Raw genomic sequence first — 16,803 nt, forward strand, 5'->3', positions numbered from 1 at the left:
GGACGTAAATATGAACAAGATATATACCACGGTCTGGTGCGAGTCGCGCCAGCAGTGGGTGGTAACTTCTGAACTTGCGACCGGGTCCGGTCGTCCGAAGTTGACGCCGAAGAAAAGCGCACTGGCGCTGCTGCTGGGGGCCATATTACTGCCTTCCGGATCGGTCATGGCTGCGAATTATGTAGGTGAGACGGTAACGGGTATACAGGGTATTCATGCAGGCGATACGGCCAACTCTACCACCATTAACAGCGGTGGTAGTCAGTTCATCACCAGTGGCGGTTATACCTCTGCCACTACCATCAACACTGGTGGCTCTCAGCTCGTCTCCAGTGGCGGTTTTTCGACTGCCACCATCATCAACAGCGGCGGCTCTCAGCGCATCTCTAGCGGCGGTATGGCCAATGTCACCACCATCAACAACAGCGGCAACCAGAACGTCTATGATGGAGGCTGGTCCTATTCGACTATCATCAACAACCGTGGCACGCAGACCATCTTTAATGGCGGTACTGCCACCATTACTACTCTCAGCGGGGGTAATCAGCACGTCTCCAGTGGCGGCTCAGCTACCTCTACGACTATAAATAGTGGTGGTTATCAGTATGTCTCCAGTGGTGGTTCGGCAACCTCTACTACCATCAATAGTGCTGGCGTTCAGAACGTCCTCATTGGCGGCACGGCCTTCGAAACAATAATAAATAGCGGTCGACAAAACGTAGACGGACTTGGCTCGGCAACCTCTACTACCATCAATTCAATGGGAATACAGTTCATCAGCGCAGGCGGATCGGCGACCGCCACGACCATAGATGGTGGTTTTCAGAACGTCTATGGTGAGGCCACTTTAACCACTATCAACGACGGTGAACAGGATGTCTTCGGTAAGGCTATCTCCACCACTATCAACGGAGGTGTACAGTTCGTCTCCGGCACGGCAACCACCACTATTATTAACGGCGGCACGCAGCGTATCTCCGATGGAGGAACAGCCACCTCTACGACCATCAACAGAGGTGGCGAACAGCGACTCACTGCTGGCGGCGCAGCAACCACCACAACCATCAACAGCGGTGGTCAACAGTATATTTCCAGTGGTGGCTCTGCCATCTTCACCACCATCAACAGTGCCGGAGAGCAGCACGTATACAGTAGTGGTCTGGCCACTGACACCACCCTTAACAGCGGTGGTTTTCAGCTAATTTCTAGTGGTGGCCTGGCCACCTCCAGCACCATTAACAGTAGTGGTCGACAGTATGTTTCCAGTGGCGGTTCAGCAACCTTCACCACCATCATGACGGAGGGTCAGCAGTATATCTCCACGGGTGGCACTGCCACCGCCACTACTATCAACAGCGGTGGTGTTCAGTTCATTGATGGCGGTTTAGTCACCTCTACGATAATTAACGGTGATGGTTATCAGTATGTCTCCAATGGCGGTACGGCTACCTCTACAATAATCAACAGCGGTGGTGTTCAGTACGTCAGCAGTGGCGGTAGTGCTACAGATGTCACAATGAATGGTGGCTCACAGATTATCTGGGAGGGCGGAACGGTCACCAGTGTCGGCATCAATAGTGGGAGCTTGCAGACCTTAGGAAGTGGCGGTGCAGCCATTTTTACTACCATCAACAGTAATGGTCTGCAGCGCGTCTTCGGCACTACCACCTCTACAACCATCAACAATGGTGGCAGTCAGTACGTCCATGCTGGCGGCCTGGCCACCTATACTACGATAAAAAGTGGTGGTGAGCAGGAGGTCACAGGTGAGGCTAATCAGACCATAATCAGCAGCGGCGGTGCTCAGTATGTCTCCGCTGGTGGCAAAGCCACCTCTACTACCATCAAAAGTGATGGCCAACAGAAGGTCTTCGGCACAATCACTGATACCACTATTGATGGCGGCCAGTCGTGGCTGTGGGCCGGAGCAGTGGCCGACGGCGAAACCAGAGTAAACGTCGGTGGCGAACTGCTGATGAATGCCGGCTCTCTCGCAACGGACGTAAACATCCAGGGAGGTACCCTTTCTGTTAACGACCTTTCCGATGCCATATCCGGCCCGGACACGGCTCAGGTTGGTAAGCTCACCATGGTCGGCGGCAACGTCAACTTCCTGCGCAACAGCGACGGTGAATTCGCGAAGCTGACGATTACGGAGCTGAGCGGCACCGGGAACTTCCTCCTGAACACCTCTCTCGCAGACCGTAAAGGCAACTTCGTCACTATCGAACAGGGCACAGGCCAGTTTGGTATTGCTGTGGCTGACTCCGGTAAGGAGATATCAGACCACACTGACCTGACGCTGAACCTCATCCACGAGAAAGGCGGTGACATTGACTTTGAAATGGTCACGGCATCCGGGCGAAGCACCCGATTCGTGGATGGCGGCACGTATATGTACACCCTGTACAGCCAGCAGGATAAGGACGGCCTCACCGGCGGTAACGTATGGTATCTGGGTGCCATGGGGAGTGGCGGTGAGAACCCGGGCGGTGAAAACCCGGGCGGTGAAAACCCTGGCGGTGAGAACCCTGGCGGCGAAAATCCGGGCGGCGAGAACCCGGGCGGCGAGAACCCGGGCGGTGAGAACCCGGGCGGCGAGAACCCGGGCGGTGAGAACCCGGGCGGCGAGAACCCGGGCGGCGAGAACCCGGGCGGTGAGAACCCGGGCGGTGGTGACAACGGCAACGCAGGAGGTAACGGAAATGGAGGTAAGAAGCCAATGACCACACCTGCAACTGATGCCATTCTGGCCATGTCCAATGCAGGTCTGAACGTCGTCCATTCCGAGCTAGATGGTCTGCGCACGTATCGCGCGAGTCTGGATAAAACCGGACCAGAAAGCAACGTATGGGGACACTACCTCGGCAGTAAAAGTGACATTGATACAAGCAATGGCTCAGCCTATAGGTTGAGCCAGAACGGACTTGAGATCGGTGCTGATACCCGTACTGACTTTGACCGAGGCAGCCTCGTCACTGGCACATTCATGTCCTTTAGCGATAACAAAGTGAAGCATGCCCGCGGCGGCACAAGCAAAATCGACAGCTACGGCCTCGGCCTGTATGCCACGTGGTTTGACGCCAGCGGGTTCTACGCTGACGGTGTCGTGAAAGGTAACCGTCTTAACAACAAACTGAGAGCGGTTATGACCAACGGGGGCAGAACCGGCGGTGACTGGAAGCAATATGCACTCAGTACCGCCGTTGAAGGTGGTTATCAGTTCGATCTCAAAGATGACGTAAGCATCACGCCTTATGGACGCCTGGCGTTTGTTCAGATGACCAGTGAGGATGTGAAACTCAGCAACGGCATGAAAGGCAACACGGGCACTCCACGTTCTGTCACGGGTGAAGCCGGTGCGAAGATTGCCGGGAAGTTCAATATTGGCTCGACTGAGTTCAAACCTTATCTGTCAGCTGCGGTGGTGCAAGAGTTTGCTAACTCAAACGACGTCACGATCAATGAGCGCAATCGCTTTGATAACAACGTCAAAGGCACATCAGGCAAGTACGGTCTGGGCGCTTCAGTCAATGTTGGCAAAGACGTAACCTTGTACGGTGAGGCTAATTATCGTCAGGGCAGCCAAATCGAAACACCGATCCAGGGTGTGGCAGGTGTTCGTATCGGATTCTGATGTTACCACAGGGGTCTTAGGGCCCCTTTTCACATTGTTCTGAGATGTTTTGGTTATGTTTATGCCTCACATAATTTTGACGAAAGATGTTTTCTTGAATAAAGCGCTGTCTGTCATCCTTCAGCAAGCGTCCCCCAGCAGAAAGGTTTGCGTCGTAGATATTGAATCATTCCGAAGCCTGGGCGCCATTTTCAACCTTCTGAAAAGAAAGAAACTCACTGAAAAGCATGAAATGATCTTCATCGGTGGCAAGGATGTCAGTTCAAGAGTTCTCGAACCGCTTGTGACAATCTACAGGAAATCGTGCTTTATGGAGTTTCGAAAGCAGCTTACGGGCGGTCGGACGTATTCATCAGAATATGCGTTGAACCACATCGCGCGCTGCAGAAGTCTTAGCATGCTTTCAGAACAGGAGAAAAAGACACTTTTCGCCCTTCTGGATACTGATGACACGGTTGCTGCTGCAAGAAAAATTTACCTGTCCCCCAAGACTGTCTATACCTACACCAATAATATTGGGCAAAAACTTAACCTGAATTCGATACTTCAGGTCAGGCAATTTATTCATTCTGAATTCGAATAGTCGTTGCGGGAAAAACAATAAAAACCGGGCGCGAAGCCCGGTTCTGTTATTTGCTAACGGCGGTTTTACGCGCTCAACCCACGATTCCCCAGCATCGGCTCAATCTTCGGATCGTGCCCGCGCCAGTTGCGATACAGTTCAGCTAAATCCGTGCTGTTACCACGGGACAAAATCGCCTCGCGGAATTTTTGCCCGTTTTCACGGGTCAGGCCGCCCTGTTCAACAAACCACTGATAGCCGTCGTCAGCCAGCATCTGCGTCCACAGGTAGGCGTAATACCCCGCCGCGTAGCCGCCGCCGAAAATATGGGCAAAATAGCTGCTGCGGTAGCGCGGCGGCACGGCAGGCAGATCCAGCCCCTCTTTTTTCAACGCAGCCGCTTCAAAATCCTCCACGCTCGAAACGGCCTCGCCGATGCCATGCCAGTTCATGTCCAGCAGCGCGGCAGCCAGCAGTTCGGTCATGTCATAACCCTTGTTGAAATGGGTCGCGTTGAGCATGCTTTCCCGCAGCGCGTCCGGCATCGGCTCCCCGGTTTCGTAATGGCGCGCATAATGGGTAAACACCTGTGGATGGCTGGCCCAGTGCTCGTTGATTTGCGACGGGAACTCAACAAAATCACGCGGCGTATTGGTGCCGGAAAGCGTGGCGAACCGCTGGCTGGCAAAGAGACCGTGCAGCGTATGGCCAAACTCGTGGAACAGGGTAATCACGTCATCCCAGGAGAGAAGCGCGACACCGCCATTCGCCGGTTTTTGATAGTTACAGACGTTGTAGATCACCGGACGGGCAGCAAACTCGAAGGATTGCTCGACGAAATTCCCCATCCATGCCCCGCCCTGTTTGGAATCACGGGCAAAGAAGTCACCGTAAAACAGCGCCATGCCCTCACCGGTGTGGTCGAAAATTTCCCATACGCGGACGTCCGGGTGGTACACCGGGATATCGAAGCGTTCGACGAAGCGAATGCCAAACAGCTGGCTGGCTGCCCAGAATACGCCATCCTGCAGCACGGTATTGAGCGCAAAGTAGGGCCTGATCTGTGACTCATCAAGGGCATATTTTGCCTGGCGCACGCGCTCCGCATAAAAGGCCCAGTCCCAGGCCTCCACGGTGAAACCGCCCTGCTCGTCGTCGATGACTTTCTGAATATCCGCCTGCTCGCGTTCCGCGCGGGCGCGAGCGGCAGGCACAATGCCGCGCATAAATTCCAGCGCGGCGGCCGGGGTTTTCGCCATCTGATCGGCGATGCTCCAGCTGGCGTAATCCTCAAAGCCCAGCAGACGGGCCTGTCGCGCACGTAGCGCCGTCAGACGAAGGATCAGCGCGCGAGTATCGTTTTCATCCCCTTTCTGGGTACGCGTCCAGCCTGCGTTGAAGAGGTTTTCGCGCGTCTGACGATTGCGCAGCGCGGAAAGCGCGGGCTGCTGGGTGGTGTTCAAAAGCGGGATCAGCCAGCGATCGTTTAGCCCTCGCTCCGCGGCAGCCTGCGCCGCATCAGCAATCTCACCGGCGCTGAGCCCGTCAAGCTGGTGCGCGTAATCCACCACCAGCCCACCCGTTTTATCGGCAGCCAGTAGACGCTGGTTAAACTGACTGGTCAGGGAGGCCGCCTCGGTATTCAACGCCTTTAGCTCGGCCTTTTCTGTCTCATTCAGACGCGCGCCGGCCAGAATAAACCGCTGATACGTCTCTTCGACCAGACGACGGGATTCGGTGTCCAGCGCGGCACGGTCCTGCCAGACGGTCTCCACGCGGGCAAACAGCACGTCATTCAGCCAGATATCGTTTGCCAGCGCGGCAAGCTCGGTGGAGAACTGTTCCTCCAGCTCCTGTAAATACGGATTGGTGTGCGCGGAAGTCATGGCGAAGAACACGCTGCTGACGCGCGCGAGCAAAGCGCCGCTTTTCTCCAGCGCCAGCACGGTGTTAGCGAAGTCAGGCGCAGCGGCCTGAGCGACAATCGCGTCAATGTCCGCCCGCTTCTGGCGAAGGGCTTCATCGAAGGCCGGACGATAGTGGCTGTCGTTGATCTCATCAAAATGGGGGGCCTGGTAAGGCAGCAGGCTGATGTTAAAAAAGGGATTCGTGGCCGTCATCTTTCGCTCCTGAGTACGGGTATCCTCCCAGAGTAGGCCAGGCCGCCTTCCCCTGCAACGCTGTCATACAAATGTTGCCTTAACGCACCCTCTGCGGCCGTGCTATGTTAGTACAACACAAAAAGCGTTGAGGAACAGTGAGATGATTATTTTAGTTACCGGGGCAACGGCAGGTTTTGGTGAAAGCATCACGCGTCGCTTCGTCGCCAACGGGCACAAGGTTATCGCGACCGGCCGCCGTCAGGAACGTCTGCAGGAGCTGAAGGACGAACTAGGCGACAGCATTCTGACCGCGCAGCTGGACGTGCGTAACCGCGCGGCGATCGAAGAGATGATTGCAAATCTGCCAGCAGAATGGCGCGCCATCGACGTGCTGGTCAACAATGCCGGTCTGGCGCTGGGCATGGAGCCTGCCCACAAAGCCAGCGTGGAAGACTGGGAAAACATGATCGACACCAACAACAAAGGGCTGGTCTACATGACCCGCGCAGTGCTGCCGGGCATGGTTGAGCGCAATCGTGGCCACATTATCAATATCGGCTCCACCGCCGGAAGCTGGCCCTATGCAGGCGGTAACGTCTACGGGGCGACGAAAGCGTTTGTGCGCCAGTTCAGCCTTAACCTGCGGACCGATCTGCACGGCACCGCCATTCGCGTCACCGACATCGAGCCGGGCCTGGTGGGTGGCACCGAGTTTTCCAATGTGCGTTTCAAAGGCGATGACGCGAAAGCAGACAAAACCTATGAAAACGCGAACGCCCTGACGCCGGAAGATGTCACCGAAACGGTCTGGTGGGTGGCGACGCTGCCAAAACACGTCAACATCAATACCGTAGAAATGATGCCGGTCAGCCAGAGTTTTGCCGGTCTTAGCGTCCATCGTGGCTAACGCTGCCCTTCCCGGCCTGCGGGCCGGGTCTGTTTCGGGTTATAAAAGAATGGTAGTATGTTCAGGCTAACTCTCTGAGAAATGACAACTCATGGCCGCTGAATCGCAACTCAATCCCACCCAGCCCGTAAACCAGCAAATCTATCGCATTTTGCGACGTGACATTGTCCATTGCCTGATCCCACCGGGAACGCCGCTTTCTGAAAAAGAGGTGTCCGTGCGTTTTGACGTTTCCCGTCAGCCGGTGCGTGAAGCGTTTATTAAGCTTGCGGAAAACGGTCTGATTCAGATCCGCCCGCAGCGCGGCAGCTACGTGAACAAAATTTCACTCTCTCAGGTGCGCAACGGCTGTTTTGTTCGCCAGGCCATTGAATGCGCGGTGGCGCGCCGTGCCGCAACGCTCATCAACGACAAGCAGTGTTACCTGCTGGAGCAAAACCTGCATCAGCAGCGGATTGCGATTGACCGTAAGCAGTTGAATGATTTCTTCCAGCTTGATGATGAATTCCACCAGAAACTGGCGCAGATTGCGGATTGCCAGCTGGCCTGGGACACCATCGAAAACATCAAGGCCACCATCGACCGCGTGCGTTATATGAGTCTCGATCACGTCTCCCCGCCGGAAATGCTGCTCCGACAGCATCACGATATTTTCAGCGCGCTGGAAAAACGCGACCCGGACGGCGTGGAAAAAGCGATGACGCTGCATCTGCAGGAAATTAGCGAATCCGTGCAGCTGATTCGTCAGGAAAATAGCGAGTGGTTTAGCGAAGAGTAATATTACGCCGCCCCCTTTCGGACGCGGCGATAGGTTTAGCGAACGACTAACACCGGAATTGTGGCGTAGCGCAGGATAGATTCCGCATTTGATCCCAGCAGATGGGTGGTGATGCCCGGATTTTTCGACCCAATGACAATCACGTCATATTCCCCCTCCTTGCTCAGCCTGATAATTTCATCGCGGACGTTGCCAAAGCGCACCAGGCTGTCAATTTTCTCCGGCGAGATATCGAACAGTCTTTTTAACGCGTTCATTTTCTTACCGGATTCCTCGGTCATATACTCTTCGAACTTTTTAATATCGGCATTAAATCCGCGCAGCAGGGAGCGGCTGCTGGCCGGCAGAATATTGACCAGGGTAATCGAGGCGCCCTCTGCCTTCGCAAGGTTTGCCGCGTGGCGAACCGCTTTGTCGCTCAAATCCATTTCAAACACATCAACAGGCATCAAAATCTTCTTATACATAAGCTTGACTCCTTATTCCGATGAAAGGGTTATTTCCTGTACCCAGAATGGCACCGGGAATATAAACCAACCCTCAACGCTTCCCTGCTGAAACTATCAATAAATGAAAATAACGGTCTGCTTTGTCAATTGCTGTCGTGAACCGTCAGCGCCCGGCACAATAAAGAAAAAAGTGTGAGTTTGATCAAAAACAAAAACATGTGATGCAGACAGGCGTATTTATATGCTCCGTGAACGGCAACCCTGAAATAACGCCGTAACGAACAGGTTAGAGAGGAGAAAATACCATGATGACATACGACCGTAACCGCAATGCAATCACCACCGGCAGCCGCGTCATGATTAGCGGCACGGGCAAAACTGGCGTGATTAAAGCGATCCACAGCGACGGGCTGGATGCCGCGCAGGTGCGCCGCAGCAAAACGGTTGAAGTGGAAGGATGCGAAGGTAAGTTCGAACCGATTGAGCTGATTCGCCTGGGTATGCACTAAACGGTGCGCAGACATGCCGCCGCGAACGGCGGCATGTGCTGAATTACCGTTGAGACACGTACTGTGCCACGGTCGCTTTCGCACCCTTTTGCAGCAGCGTCTGGTACGCCTTCATCACCGCATCAACAAAGACGGCTTCACGCGGTAATTCCTTGCCGAAGATGGCCTCGATGCCGAGCAGCGCCTTGACCCGGCTTTCCCCTTCCGCACTGCCTTTAACCGCCGCCTGAATCACTGCCAGCTGCGGATCGCTTACGTCAATAGCATTACCCTGCTCGTCCACGCCGCCGACATAGCGCATCCACCCTGCCACGCCCAGCGCCAGCAGCGGGAAAGGCTTCTGATGCACCAGGTGCCAGCGCACGGAATCCAGCATGCGCTGCGGAAGCTTCTGGCTGCCGTCCATCGCAATTTGCCAGGTCCTATGGCGCAGGGCCGGGTTGCTGTAGCGGGCAATCAGGAGATCGGCATAGCGTCCTAAATCGACGCCTTTGACCTTCAGCGTAGGCGCCTGCTCGTTGAGCATCAGCGCGTGCGCGGCGATGCGGTAATGTTCATCTTCCATACAGTCGTTGATATGCTGGTAGCCCGCCAGATAGCCCAGGTAGGCCAGAAATGAGTGGCTGCCGTTTAGCATGCGCAGCTTCATCTCTTCAAACGGGATCACGTCCGACACCAGTTCGGCCCCGGCTTTTTCCCACGCAGGACGCCCTGCCACAAAGTTATCTTCGATCACCCACTGGCGGAACGGTTCACAGGCCACCGCCGCCGGATCGCGCACGCCGGTCAGCCGCTCAATTTTATCCAGCGTGTCGGGGGTGACCGCAGGCACGATGCGATCCACCATGGTTGACGGGAAGGTGACGTGGGATTCGATCCAGTCCGCCAGCTCACCGTCTACCGCACGGGCGTACGCGCAGGTGACATTGCGCATCACGTGACCGTTCTCTGGCATGTTGTCGCAGGACATTACGCTAAATGCCGGCAGACCTGCCGCCTTACGGCGCGCGAGCGCTTCCACGACGACACCCGGCGCAGATTTTGGCTGGTGCGGGTTTTGCAGGTCGGCGACGATAAACGGATGATCGAGCATCAGTTGCCCGGTCGCCGGCGAGTGGCAGTACCCTTTCTCGGTGATGGTCAGAGAGACAATCGCGACCTGCGGGTCACACATCGCCGCCAGCACCGTCTCCAGCCCGTCAACCTGCGCATGAAGGGCCTTTTTGACCACGCCCACTACGCGGGAGGTCCACGCATCGGCAGACATTTCCGCCACGGTATAGAGGTTATCCTGCGCGTTCAGATCGGCAATCTGCTGCTCACCGCCAATCAGGTTAACCTCACAGTAGCCCCAGTCGCTGCCGTGCTCAGCGGCGAGGATATCGGCATACACTGCCTGATGCGCCCGGTGAAATGCGCCAAAGCCTAAATGAACGATGCGAGCTTTAAGGCTGTCGCGATCGTACTGAGGCAGCGTCGCATTGGCCTGTAATAAGGTATTTTCCATGATTAAGACTCGTTAATTAGAAAGCTGTGGATCGCTGCCGCTCTTTCTGAAGCGGCAGCGCCTGCTGACTACACCAACTAGAATGGCAGTTGGGGTAAAAAATTACTGCCATCAACCATACTGATACTGCCGTTTGAGATTTTGATTTATATTAACTTTTGGTCATGTGGTGTGACATAAAAACAAAGTTGTGTGATAAGTCACGCAAGCTATAAACCACTAGCGTCGCGAGGAGACAGCGCCGTAACCGACCGTCTCTTTTGGCGCAGACTCAGCTGCGTCATGCGCCGCGCTCAAATCACGATCGCGCACTTCCGGCATCAGGATCGCCGAGACCAGTCCAATCACGGAATAGGCCACCAGCATGGCAACAATCGGCCACCAGGAACCGGTCATATTGCAGAAAATCCCTGCCAGCACCGGACCAAAACCCACCGCCACCAGACCGCCCGCCTCTTTGGAGATGGCCATACGTGTAAAGCGATTTCGCGAGCCAAACATCTCCGCCATGGTGATATTTTCCAGCGCGAAGAGCCCCAGAACGGCGAAGTTATGGATAACGATGATAGAGAGCATGATCGTCCCAGGCGCATAGCTCTTATCGACGATGATCGACAGCATCGGGTAGGCGAGCAGAATGGCGGAGATATTGAGAATAATGTACGGCAGACGGCGCCCCACTTTATCGGAAAGCCAGCCCAGCAGCGGGATGGAGATAAACCCGAGAATGGAGCTGATCATCAGCGCATCGGTAGGGATGGCCTTATCGAACAACAGCGTCTGGACCAGATAGCCCGCAAGGAAGGTCTGGATCAGCCCCGAGTTGCCCGCCTGGCCGAAACGCAGGCCAGTCGCCAGCCAGAAGGATTTGCTTTTCACCATGGAACCCAGCGACGTGTCCGGTTGCACAGTTTGTGCATCGTTCACTTTCTCAAAGACCGGGCTCTCCTTGAGATTCATACGCAGCCAGATGGCAAAGATCATCACCACGACGCTGGCGAGGAACGGCACGCGCCAGCCCCAGGCGAGCAGCTGTTCACGGTCAAGGGCAAAGAACATGATGGCCCAGATCGCCGTGGCGCTCAGCGTCCCGCAGTTAGTGCCCATCGCCACCAGCGAGGAGATGATGCCGCGTTTTCCTTTCGGCGCGTACTCCGCCAGCATGGTTCCGGCCCCGGAGATCTCAGCCCCGGCGCCCAGACCCTGAATAATGCGCAGCGTCACCAGCAGAACCGGGGCAAAAATCCCGATCTGCGCGTAGGTCGGCAGGACGCCAATCAGCGTGGTGCAGATCCCCATCATAGTGATGGTGATAAACAGCACCTTCTTACGGCCAATGCTGTCGCCCATTCTGCCGAAGATAAAGGCCCCGACGATGCGCGCAATATAGCCTGCGCCGTAGGTCCCCATCGCCAGGATCAGCGCCATCGCGGCAGACTGTTCGGGGAAGAAGATCTCATGGAAGACCAGGGCGGCCCCCAGCGAGTAAAGCTGAAAGTCCATGAACTCCAGAGCGGTGCCAAGCCAGCCGGAAACGGCGGCTTTCACCAGATCGGCGGTGGATCGTTGCGGTTGTACTTGTGTCATGATGGCTATCTCTGAAAGGTAAGATGCGAACCACATAGAGCCTGTCTGCGCAGGCTCTTAATCGCGTAAATGATTATTGGCCGAACGTGAGTAAGACTTTGCAGCACTGCCGCTGATCTTTCTCAAACAGTTCGATGGCGTCTGTTACGTGGTGATAGTCAAAAGTATGGGTGATAAGTTTTTCCGGGTCGATCAGCCCCCTCTTCAGCCAGTCGATGACGACCGGGAATTTGTTGGCATTCAGGCGCGAGGAGAAGATCGCCAACTCTTTGCCGGTAATGCCCTGCTGAACAATCTGGCTCGGCTCGCTGGAAAAGCCCATCAGCACGATGCGCGCCGCTGGCGAGGCCAGGGTTATCGCTTCCTGCAAAATAGATGGATGGCAGGCGGCATCAATGATTAACGTCGGTTTGATGCCTTTTTCCTCCAGCGCGGCCTGCAGCGACTGCTCGCCGTTATTAAAGACCCAATCCGCGCCGCAGCGCCGCGCCATCGCCAGGCGCTCGTCTATGCGGTCAACCACGATAACCTGCTTCACCTTATAGACGCCTTTCAGCGCCTGCACGGTGACCAGTCCCATCGGGCCAGCGCCGTAAATCAGCGCGACGTCCTGTTCCGTCGGTTTCACCTGCCCCGTTACGTTGGCGGCGATGGTAAAGGGCTCAACCATGACGGCGTGTCGATCGGGAATGTCATCCGGAATGGCCCAGGCATTTTGAGCAGGCACTGCCGCATATTCACTGAAGCCGCCATCACGGTGCACCCCCAGCACGACCAGCGAGGTGCAGACGTTCGGTTTTCCCACGGAGCACGGGTAGCATTGTCCGCAACTGATCACCGGGTCAACCGCGACGCGCTGGCCCAGGCGGGCAGCGTCAACCCCTTCGCCTGTGGCGTCAATCACGCCAAAGAACTCGTGGCCGATCGTGCGTGGGTATTTCGCAAACGGGTTATGCCCGCGATAGATGTGGCTGTCCGACCCGCAGATACCTGCCAGCGTGATTTTCACGCGGACTTCGCCTGCGCCTGGTTCCGGGTGTGGCCGCTCTTCAATCACCAGTTGGTTTGGCTGCTGAATCACTACGCTTTTCATCGTTCGCTCCTCGCTTACCAGTTCCACAGCGTGCCGTCTTCAAGGCGGGCCACCGGCAGATAGGCCGGATCGTAGGGGTATTTCGCCGCCAGCTTTTCATCAAACTCAATGCCCAGCCCCGGCTTATCGCCCGGATGCATATAGCCGTTATCAAAGCGCCAGCTGTGCGGGAAGACTTCCAGCATCTGTTCGGAGTAGCCCATGTATTCCTGCACGCCAAAGTTCGGCACCCACAGGTCGAAATGCAGCGCGGCGGCATGACAAACGGGCGACAGATCCGACGGACCGTGTGAACCGGTACGCACCTGATAGAGCGAGGCAAAATCAGCGATGCGACGCATCCCGGTAATGCCGCCCGCGTGGGTAATGGTGGTGCGGATATAGTCGATAAGCTGCTCTTCGATAAGCTGCTTGCAGTCCCAGATGCTGTTAAACACTTCGCCTACCGCAATGGGGGTGACGGTGTGCTGGCGGATCAGGCGGAAGCAGGCCTGGTTTTCCGCAGGCGTTGGATCCTCCATCCAGAACATGCGGAATGCTTCGATGCTCTTGCCGAAGCGCGCCGCTTCAATTGGCGTCAGGCGGTGGTGCATGTCGTGCAGGAGGTGCTCATTGAAGCCGAATTTACTGCGCACCGCGTCGAACAGCTTCGGCGTGAAATCGAGGTATTTTTCGGTAGACCAGAGCTGCTCTTCCGGCCAGTCGCCTTTGGTCGCAGGCTCATAGGCCAGGCCCTTTCCTTTGGCCATGCCGTAGGTGGTTTTCATGCCCGGCACGCCGCACTGCACGCGGATCGCCTTGAAGCCCATCTCTTTATGACGGGCGTAATCTTCCAGCACGTCGTCAATGGTGTGGCCGGTAGTATGGCAGTAGACCATCACCCCTTCCCGGGAGGCGCCGCCCAGCAACTGGTAGAGCGGCATGTTGGCCGCTTTGGCTTTGATATCCCACAGTGCCATATCCACGGCGGAGATGGCCGACATGGTAACCGGACCGCGACGCCAGTAGGCGCCTTTATAAAAGAACTGCCAGATGTCTTCGATGCGGTGCGCATCGCGGCCAATCAGCTGGGGGCAAAGGTGATCCTTCAGGTAAGAGGCCACGGAGAGCTCGCGTCCGTTTAGCGTAGCGTCACCGAGACCGACAATCCCCTCATCGGTGGTGATTTTAAGGGTGACAAAGTTCCGCCCCGGGCAGGTAACAAACACGTCAGCCGCGACAATCTTCATAATTCCTTTCCTTACATCGTTCGTTGTGATGCTGGAAATTTACCCATCAACCCTACTACCATACAAGTATAATGATCATAAAATCAGCTGACGATCACAAAACCAGGGGGCTTACGCGCGCCCCCATCCCGCCACAATAATCAGCATACCGCACAGGGCAATCAGCGCCCCGGCCCAGTCGTATGCGCTGAGTTTGACGCCGTCCACCACGCGTAACCACAGCAGCGCCGTGCAGACATACACGCCACCGTAAGCCGCATAAACGCGCCCACTGGCCGCCGGATGCAGCGTTAACAGCCAGACAAACAGGGCCAGCGCGACGCTTGCCGGGATGAGCAACAGTACGGATCCTCCCTTCTTCAGCCAGAGCCAGGGCAGGAAGCAACCGATGATTTCGCATAGCGCGGTGGCAAAAAAAAGCAGCGTCGTTTTAAGCATTTTTCACGTCAGGTGAGGATTTATTTAACCATCATACCTGATGATGCCCTTTACTTTTCCATACTTGCTCCGCGGGTATGCCGTCATTTCGCTTTAGTGTAGAATCTGTACGGGGTAACTTGATTATCTGCACCCATTTAAAAGGAAACGCTATGACCACATTAAGCAAACGCCTTTGTCTGACAGCCCTGCTGGCGCTGTCATCGTTCGCCTTTGCCGCCTCTGCGACAGCGGAAACCAGCAAGCTCATTATTGAGTCTGGTGACAGCGCGCAAAGCCGTCAGAACGCCGCCATGGACAAAGAACAATGGAATGACACCCGTAACCTTCGTCAGAAGGTCAACAAACGTGCTGAAAAAGAGTGGGACAAAGAAGATGTCGCTTTTGACGCGCGCGATAAGTGTCAGCAAAGTGCAAACGTCAATGCCTACTGGGAGCCTAACACCCTGCGCTGCCTGGATCGCCGCACTGGCCGCACGGTAGCCCCATAATGTCGGTGTCCTGCGACGTTAAACTCCGTCCGCTGGAGCGTGAGGACCTGCGCTTTGTCCACCAGCTCGACAACAATGCCAGTGTGATGCGCTACTGGTTCGAAGAGCCTTACGAGGCGTTTGTCGAGCTTTCCGATCTCTACGATAAGCACATTCACGATCAGAGTGAACGTCGTTTTGTGGTGGAGTGTGAAGGTGAAAAAGCCGGGCTGGTGGAGCTGGTTGAGATCAACCACGTTCACCGCCGGGCGGAGTTTCAGATCATCATCTCCCCTGAGCATCAGGGAAAAGGCCTTGCGTCACGGGCGGCTAAGCTGGCAATGGATTACGGATTCAACGTTCTGAATCTCTACAAGCTTTACCTGATTGTGGACAAAGAGAACGAGAAAGCGATCCATATCTACCGCAAGCTGGGCTTCATGGTGGAAGGCGAACTGATTCACGAGTTCTTTATTAACGGTGAATACCGCAACACCATCCGCATGTGCATTTTCCAGCATCAGCACCTGGCCGGACACAAACCGTCAGGCGCCAGCCTGCTGAAACCTACCGCGCAGTGAGATTGATGACAAACCTTGTCATGAACCATTGCGCTGTCTTTCTTGCCGGGTGGCGCTGTGCTTACCCGGCCTACAGGGTGCTTCATTGTAGGCCCAAGCAAGCGTAGCGCCGCCGGGCGAAACGTACAAAATGCACGTTACTCTCAGTAATATTCAATCGTGTTCTTGATGGTGTACTTGCGCTCAACGGCAGGTTTGACGCTGTCGTCCGTGATCGTCAGATCGCAACTCACCGGGTTATTGTGGCGGTCGTAATCGCAGCTCTGCTTCACGTTGCCCAGCGGCTTATCATTCAACATGCTCACTGCCGAATAATCCATTCTTTTGCGAAGATCTTTAGACGGCGTCGACTGGACGGACAGATGCTGATCCCCGGAGACGGTGGTTTTGCCCAGCGGGTAGCCATCCGCGTCGTAGCGATACTTCACTTCCATCTCTTTGCCATGCGCCGCCACCACAAAACCGTTGTCGTCGGTATCCCACGTCACCCCGGCTGACGGCAGTTCGGCCAGCTGGCATTTCCCCTGCAGCTTCACTTTGCGCTGCTGGGTTTCTGCGTCGAGATAGTAATTGGCATCCAGCACCAGCGCCACGCCGGTGTTGGCCTCTAGGTCGTGCAACTCCAGCGTATCGAAACACCCTTCCGTCGAGACGGTGCCAGTGACCCGTTTTGACACTTCGCCCTTCTCGTTGAACAGCGTCTGGGTAAAGTCTTTGACCGGTCCGCGCAGCGGATCAAAATCAAACTCGTTTGAAAAACTCGCCATCTCGGGCGTAAACGACAGCGGCGCGGAGCTGTTGTCGCACCCCATCAGTGTTGCTGCCAGTAGCGTTATCGCTGCGTATTTCTTCACATTTATTACCGTACAGGGAGATTATTCCCAATCATATTAGCAAATACAGTTGTTTACACGAAGCCTGCTAAAATTAATCTCTACACAGAGAAAAGGAGCT

General features: G+C 55.6%; 15 protein-coding genes. 7 read left to right on the forward strand and 8 right to left on the reverse strand.

The genetic code is table 11. The features are described from left to right. Nucleotides 1–10: 10 nt before the first annotated feature. A complete protein-coding gene (locus BFG58_RS04175; RefSeq protein WP_069719318.1) occupies nt 11–3,637 on the forward strand; it encodes an autotransporter outer membrane beta-barrel domain-containing protein in 3,627 nt (1,208 codons plus the stop codon). Nucleotides 3,638–3,731: 94 nt separating this feature from the next. Beyond that, entirely contained in the window at nt 3,732–4,220 is a 489-nt protein-coding gene (locus BFG58_RS04180) for a LuxR C-terminal-related transcriptional regulator (RefSeq protein WP_162270758.1), read from the forward strand. Nucleotides 4,221–4,285: 65 nt separating this feature from the next. On the opposite strand, the gene dcp is transcribed toward BFG58_RS04180, so the two are convergent. Further along, complete coding sequence (gene dcp / locus BFG58_RS04185) at nt 4,286–6,319, reverse strand: peptidyl-dipeptidase Dcp (protein ID WP_069719319.1); 2,034 nt, start codon at nt 6,317–6,319, stop codon at nt 4,286–4,288. 142 nt (nt 6,320–6,461) lie between these two features. Here dcp and ydfG point away from each other — a divergent pair, with 142 nt between their 5' ends. Further along, nucleotides 6,462–7,208, forward strand: a complete 747-nt coding sequence (ydfG, locus tag BFG58_RS04190; RefSeq protein ID WP_023292548.1) for a bifunctional NADP-dependent 3-hydroxy acid dehydrogenase/3-hydroxypropionate dehydrogenase YdfG — start codon at nt 6,462–6,464, stop codon at nt 7,206–7,208. A gap of 91 nt (nt 7,209–7,299) precedes the next feature. After that, on the forward strand, nt 7,300–7,986 hold the full coding sequence (locus tag BFG58_RS04195) for a GntR family transcriptional regulator (RefSeq protein ID WP_008502405.1): 687 nt from the start codon (nt 7,300–7,302) through the stop codon (nt 7,984–7,986). A 35-nt stretch (nt 7,987–8,021) separates the two neighbouring features. Here the strand turns inward: BFG58_RS04195 and BFG58_RS04200 are convergent, their stop codons facing one another. Continuing rightward, complete coding sequence (locus BFG58_RS04200; RefSeq protein WP_024909093.1) at nt 8,022–8,453, reverse strand: universal stress protein; 432 nt, start codon at nt 8,451–8,453, stop codon at nt 8,022–8,024. A gap of 287 nt (nt 8,454–8,740) precedes the next feature. Between BFG58_RS04200 and ydfZ the strand changes: the two genes are divergently transcribed. Then, nucleotides 8,741–8,944: a putative selenium delivery protein YdfZ gene (gene ydfZ / locus BFG58_RS04205; protein WP_014883679.1), complete on the forward strand. Its 204-nt coding sequence runs from the start codon at nt 8,741–8,743 to the stop codon at nt 8,942–8,944. Between the two features lie 43 nt (nt 8,945–8,987). Here the strand turns inward: ydfZ and BFG58_RS04210 are convergent, their stop codons facing one another. The 5 genes from BFG58_RS04210 to BFG58_RS04230 all read right to left on the reverse strand — a co-directional run bounded on the left by BFG58_RS04210 (nt 8,988) and on the right by BFG58_RS04230 (nt 14,798). Beyond that, nucleotides 8,988–10,451, reverse strand: a complete 1,464-nt coding sequence (locus tag BFG58_RS04210; RefSeq protein ID WP_069719320.1) for a mannitol dehydrogenase family protein — start codon at nt 10,449–10,451, stop codon at nt 8,988–8,990. Nucleotides 10,452–10,670: 219 nt separating this feature from the next. Then, nucleotides 10,671–12,038 carry an MFS transporter gene (locus BFG58_RS04215; protein ID WP_045910620.1) on the reverse strand — a complete coding sequence of 456 codons (1,368 nt, stop codon included), beginning with the start codon at nt 12,036–12,038 and terminating at the stop codon, nt 10,671–10,673. Between the two features lie 73 nt (nt 12,039–12,111). Next, entirely contained in the window at nt 12,112–13,131 is a 1,020-nt protein-coding gene (locus BFG58_RS04220) for a Zn-dependent oxidoreductase (RefSeq protein ID WP_069719321.1), read from the reverse strand. Between the two features lie 14 nt (nt 13,132–13,145). Continuing rightward, nucleotides 13,146–14,360 (reverse strand): D-mannonate dehydratase ManD, encoded by a 1,215-nt coding sequence (gene manD / locus BFG58_RS04225; protein ID WP_023292552.1) that lies wholly within the window; start codon nt 14,358–14,360, stop codon nt 13,146–13,148. 111 nt (nt 14,361–14,471) lie between these two features. Next, nucleotides 14,472–14,798, reverse strand: a complete 327-nt coding sequence (locus tag BFG58_RS04230; protein WP_021241222.1) for a YnfA family protein — start codon at nt 14,796–14,798, stop codon at nt 14,472–14,474. Between the two features lie 152 nt (nt 14,799–14,950). On the opposite strand from BFG58_RS04230, the gene BFG58_RS04235 reads away from it, so the two are divergent. Both BFG58_RS04235 and speG read left to right on the forward strand, forming a co-directional pair. Beyond that, a complete protein-coding gene (locus tag BFG58_RS04235; protein ID WP_023335541.1) occupies nt 14,951–15,289 on the forward strand; it encodes a DUF1283 family protein in 339 nt (112 codons plus the stop codon). After that, nucleotides 15,289–15,849, forward strand: a complete 561-nt coding sequence (gene speG, locus BFG58_RS04240; RefSeq protein WP_048030664.1) for a spermidine N1-acetyltransferase — start codon at nt 15,289–15,291, stop codon at nt 15,847–15,849. The genes BFG58_RS04235 and speG overlap by 1 nt, the downstream gene beginning before the upstream one ends. A 143-nt stretch (nt 15,850–15,992) precedes the next feature. Here the strand turns inward: speG and BFG58_RS04245 are convergent, their stop codons facing one another. After that, entirely contained in the window at nt 15,993–16,703 is a 711-nt protein-coding gene (locus BFG58_RS04245) for a YnfC family lipoprotein (protein WP_072052294.1), read from the reverse strand. Nucleotides 16,704–16,803 lie beyond the last annotated feature (100 nt).

Source organism: Enterobacter sp. ku-bf2 (genome assembly GCF_001742765.1).
Classification (GTDB): Bacteria; Pseudomonadota; Gammaproteobacteria; order Enterobacterales; family Enterobacteriaceae; genus Enterobacter; species Enterobacter quasiroggenkampii.

Coding starts and splice junctions, on each gene's coding strand:
- BFG58_RS04175 (WP_069719318.1), top strand. CDS start 11: ATGAACAAGATATATACCACGGTCTGGTGCGAGTCGCGCCAGCAGTGG.
- dcp (WP_069719319.1), bottom strand. CDS start 6,319: ATGACGGCCACGAATCCCTTTTTTAACATCAGCCTGCTGCCTTACCAG.
- ydfG (WP_023292548.1), top strand. CDS start 6,462: ATGATTATTTTAGTTACCGGGGCAACGGCAGGTTTTGGTGAAAGCATC.
- BFG58_RS04195 (WP_008502405.1), top strand. CDS start 7,300: ATGGCCGCTGAATCGCAACTCAATCCCACCCAGCCCGTAAACCAGCAA.
- BFG58_RS04200 (WP_024909093.1), bottom strand. CDS start 8,453: ATGTATAAGAAGATTTTGATGCCTGTTGATGTGTTTGAAATGGATTTG.
- ydfZ (WP_014883679.1), top strand. CDS start 8,741: ATGATGACATACGACCGTAACCGCAATGCAATCACCACCGGCAGCCGC.
- BFG58_RS04210 (WP_069719320.1), bottom strand. CDS start 10,451: ATGGAAAATACCTTATTACAGGCCAATGCGACGCTGCCTCAGTACGAT.
- BFG58_RS04215 (WP_045910620.1), bottom strand. CDS start 12,038: ATGACACAAGTACAACCGCAACGATCCACCGCCGATCTGGTGAAAGCC.
- BFG58_RS04220 (WP_069719321.1), bottom strand. CDS start 13,131: ATGAAAAGCGTAGTGATTCAGCAGCCAAACCAACTGGTGATTGAAGAG.
- manD (WP_023292552.1), bottom strand. CDS start 14,360: ATGAAGATTGTCGCGGCTGACGTGTTTGTTACCTGCCCGGGGCGGAAC.
- BFG58_RS04230 (WP_021241222.1), bottom strand. CDS start 14,798: ATGCTTAAAACGACGCTGCTTTTTTTTGCCACCGCGCTATGCGAAATC.
- BFG58_RS04235 (WP_023335541.1), top strand. CDS start 14,951: ATGACCACATTAAGCAAACGCCTTTGTCTGACAGCCCTGCTGGCGCTG.
- speG (WP_048030664.1), top strand. CDS start 15,289: ATGTCGGTGTCCTGCGACGTTAAACTCCGTCCGCTGGAGCGTGAGGAC.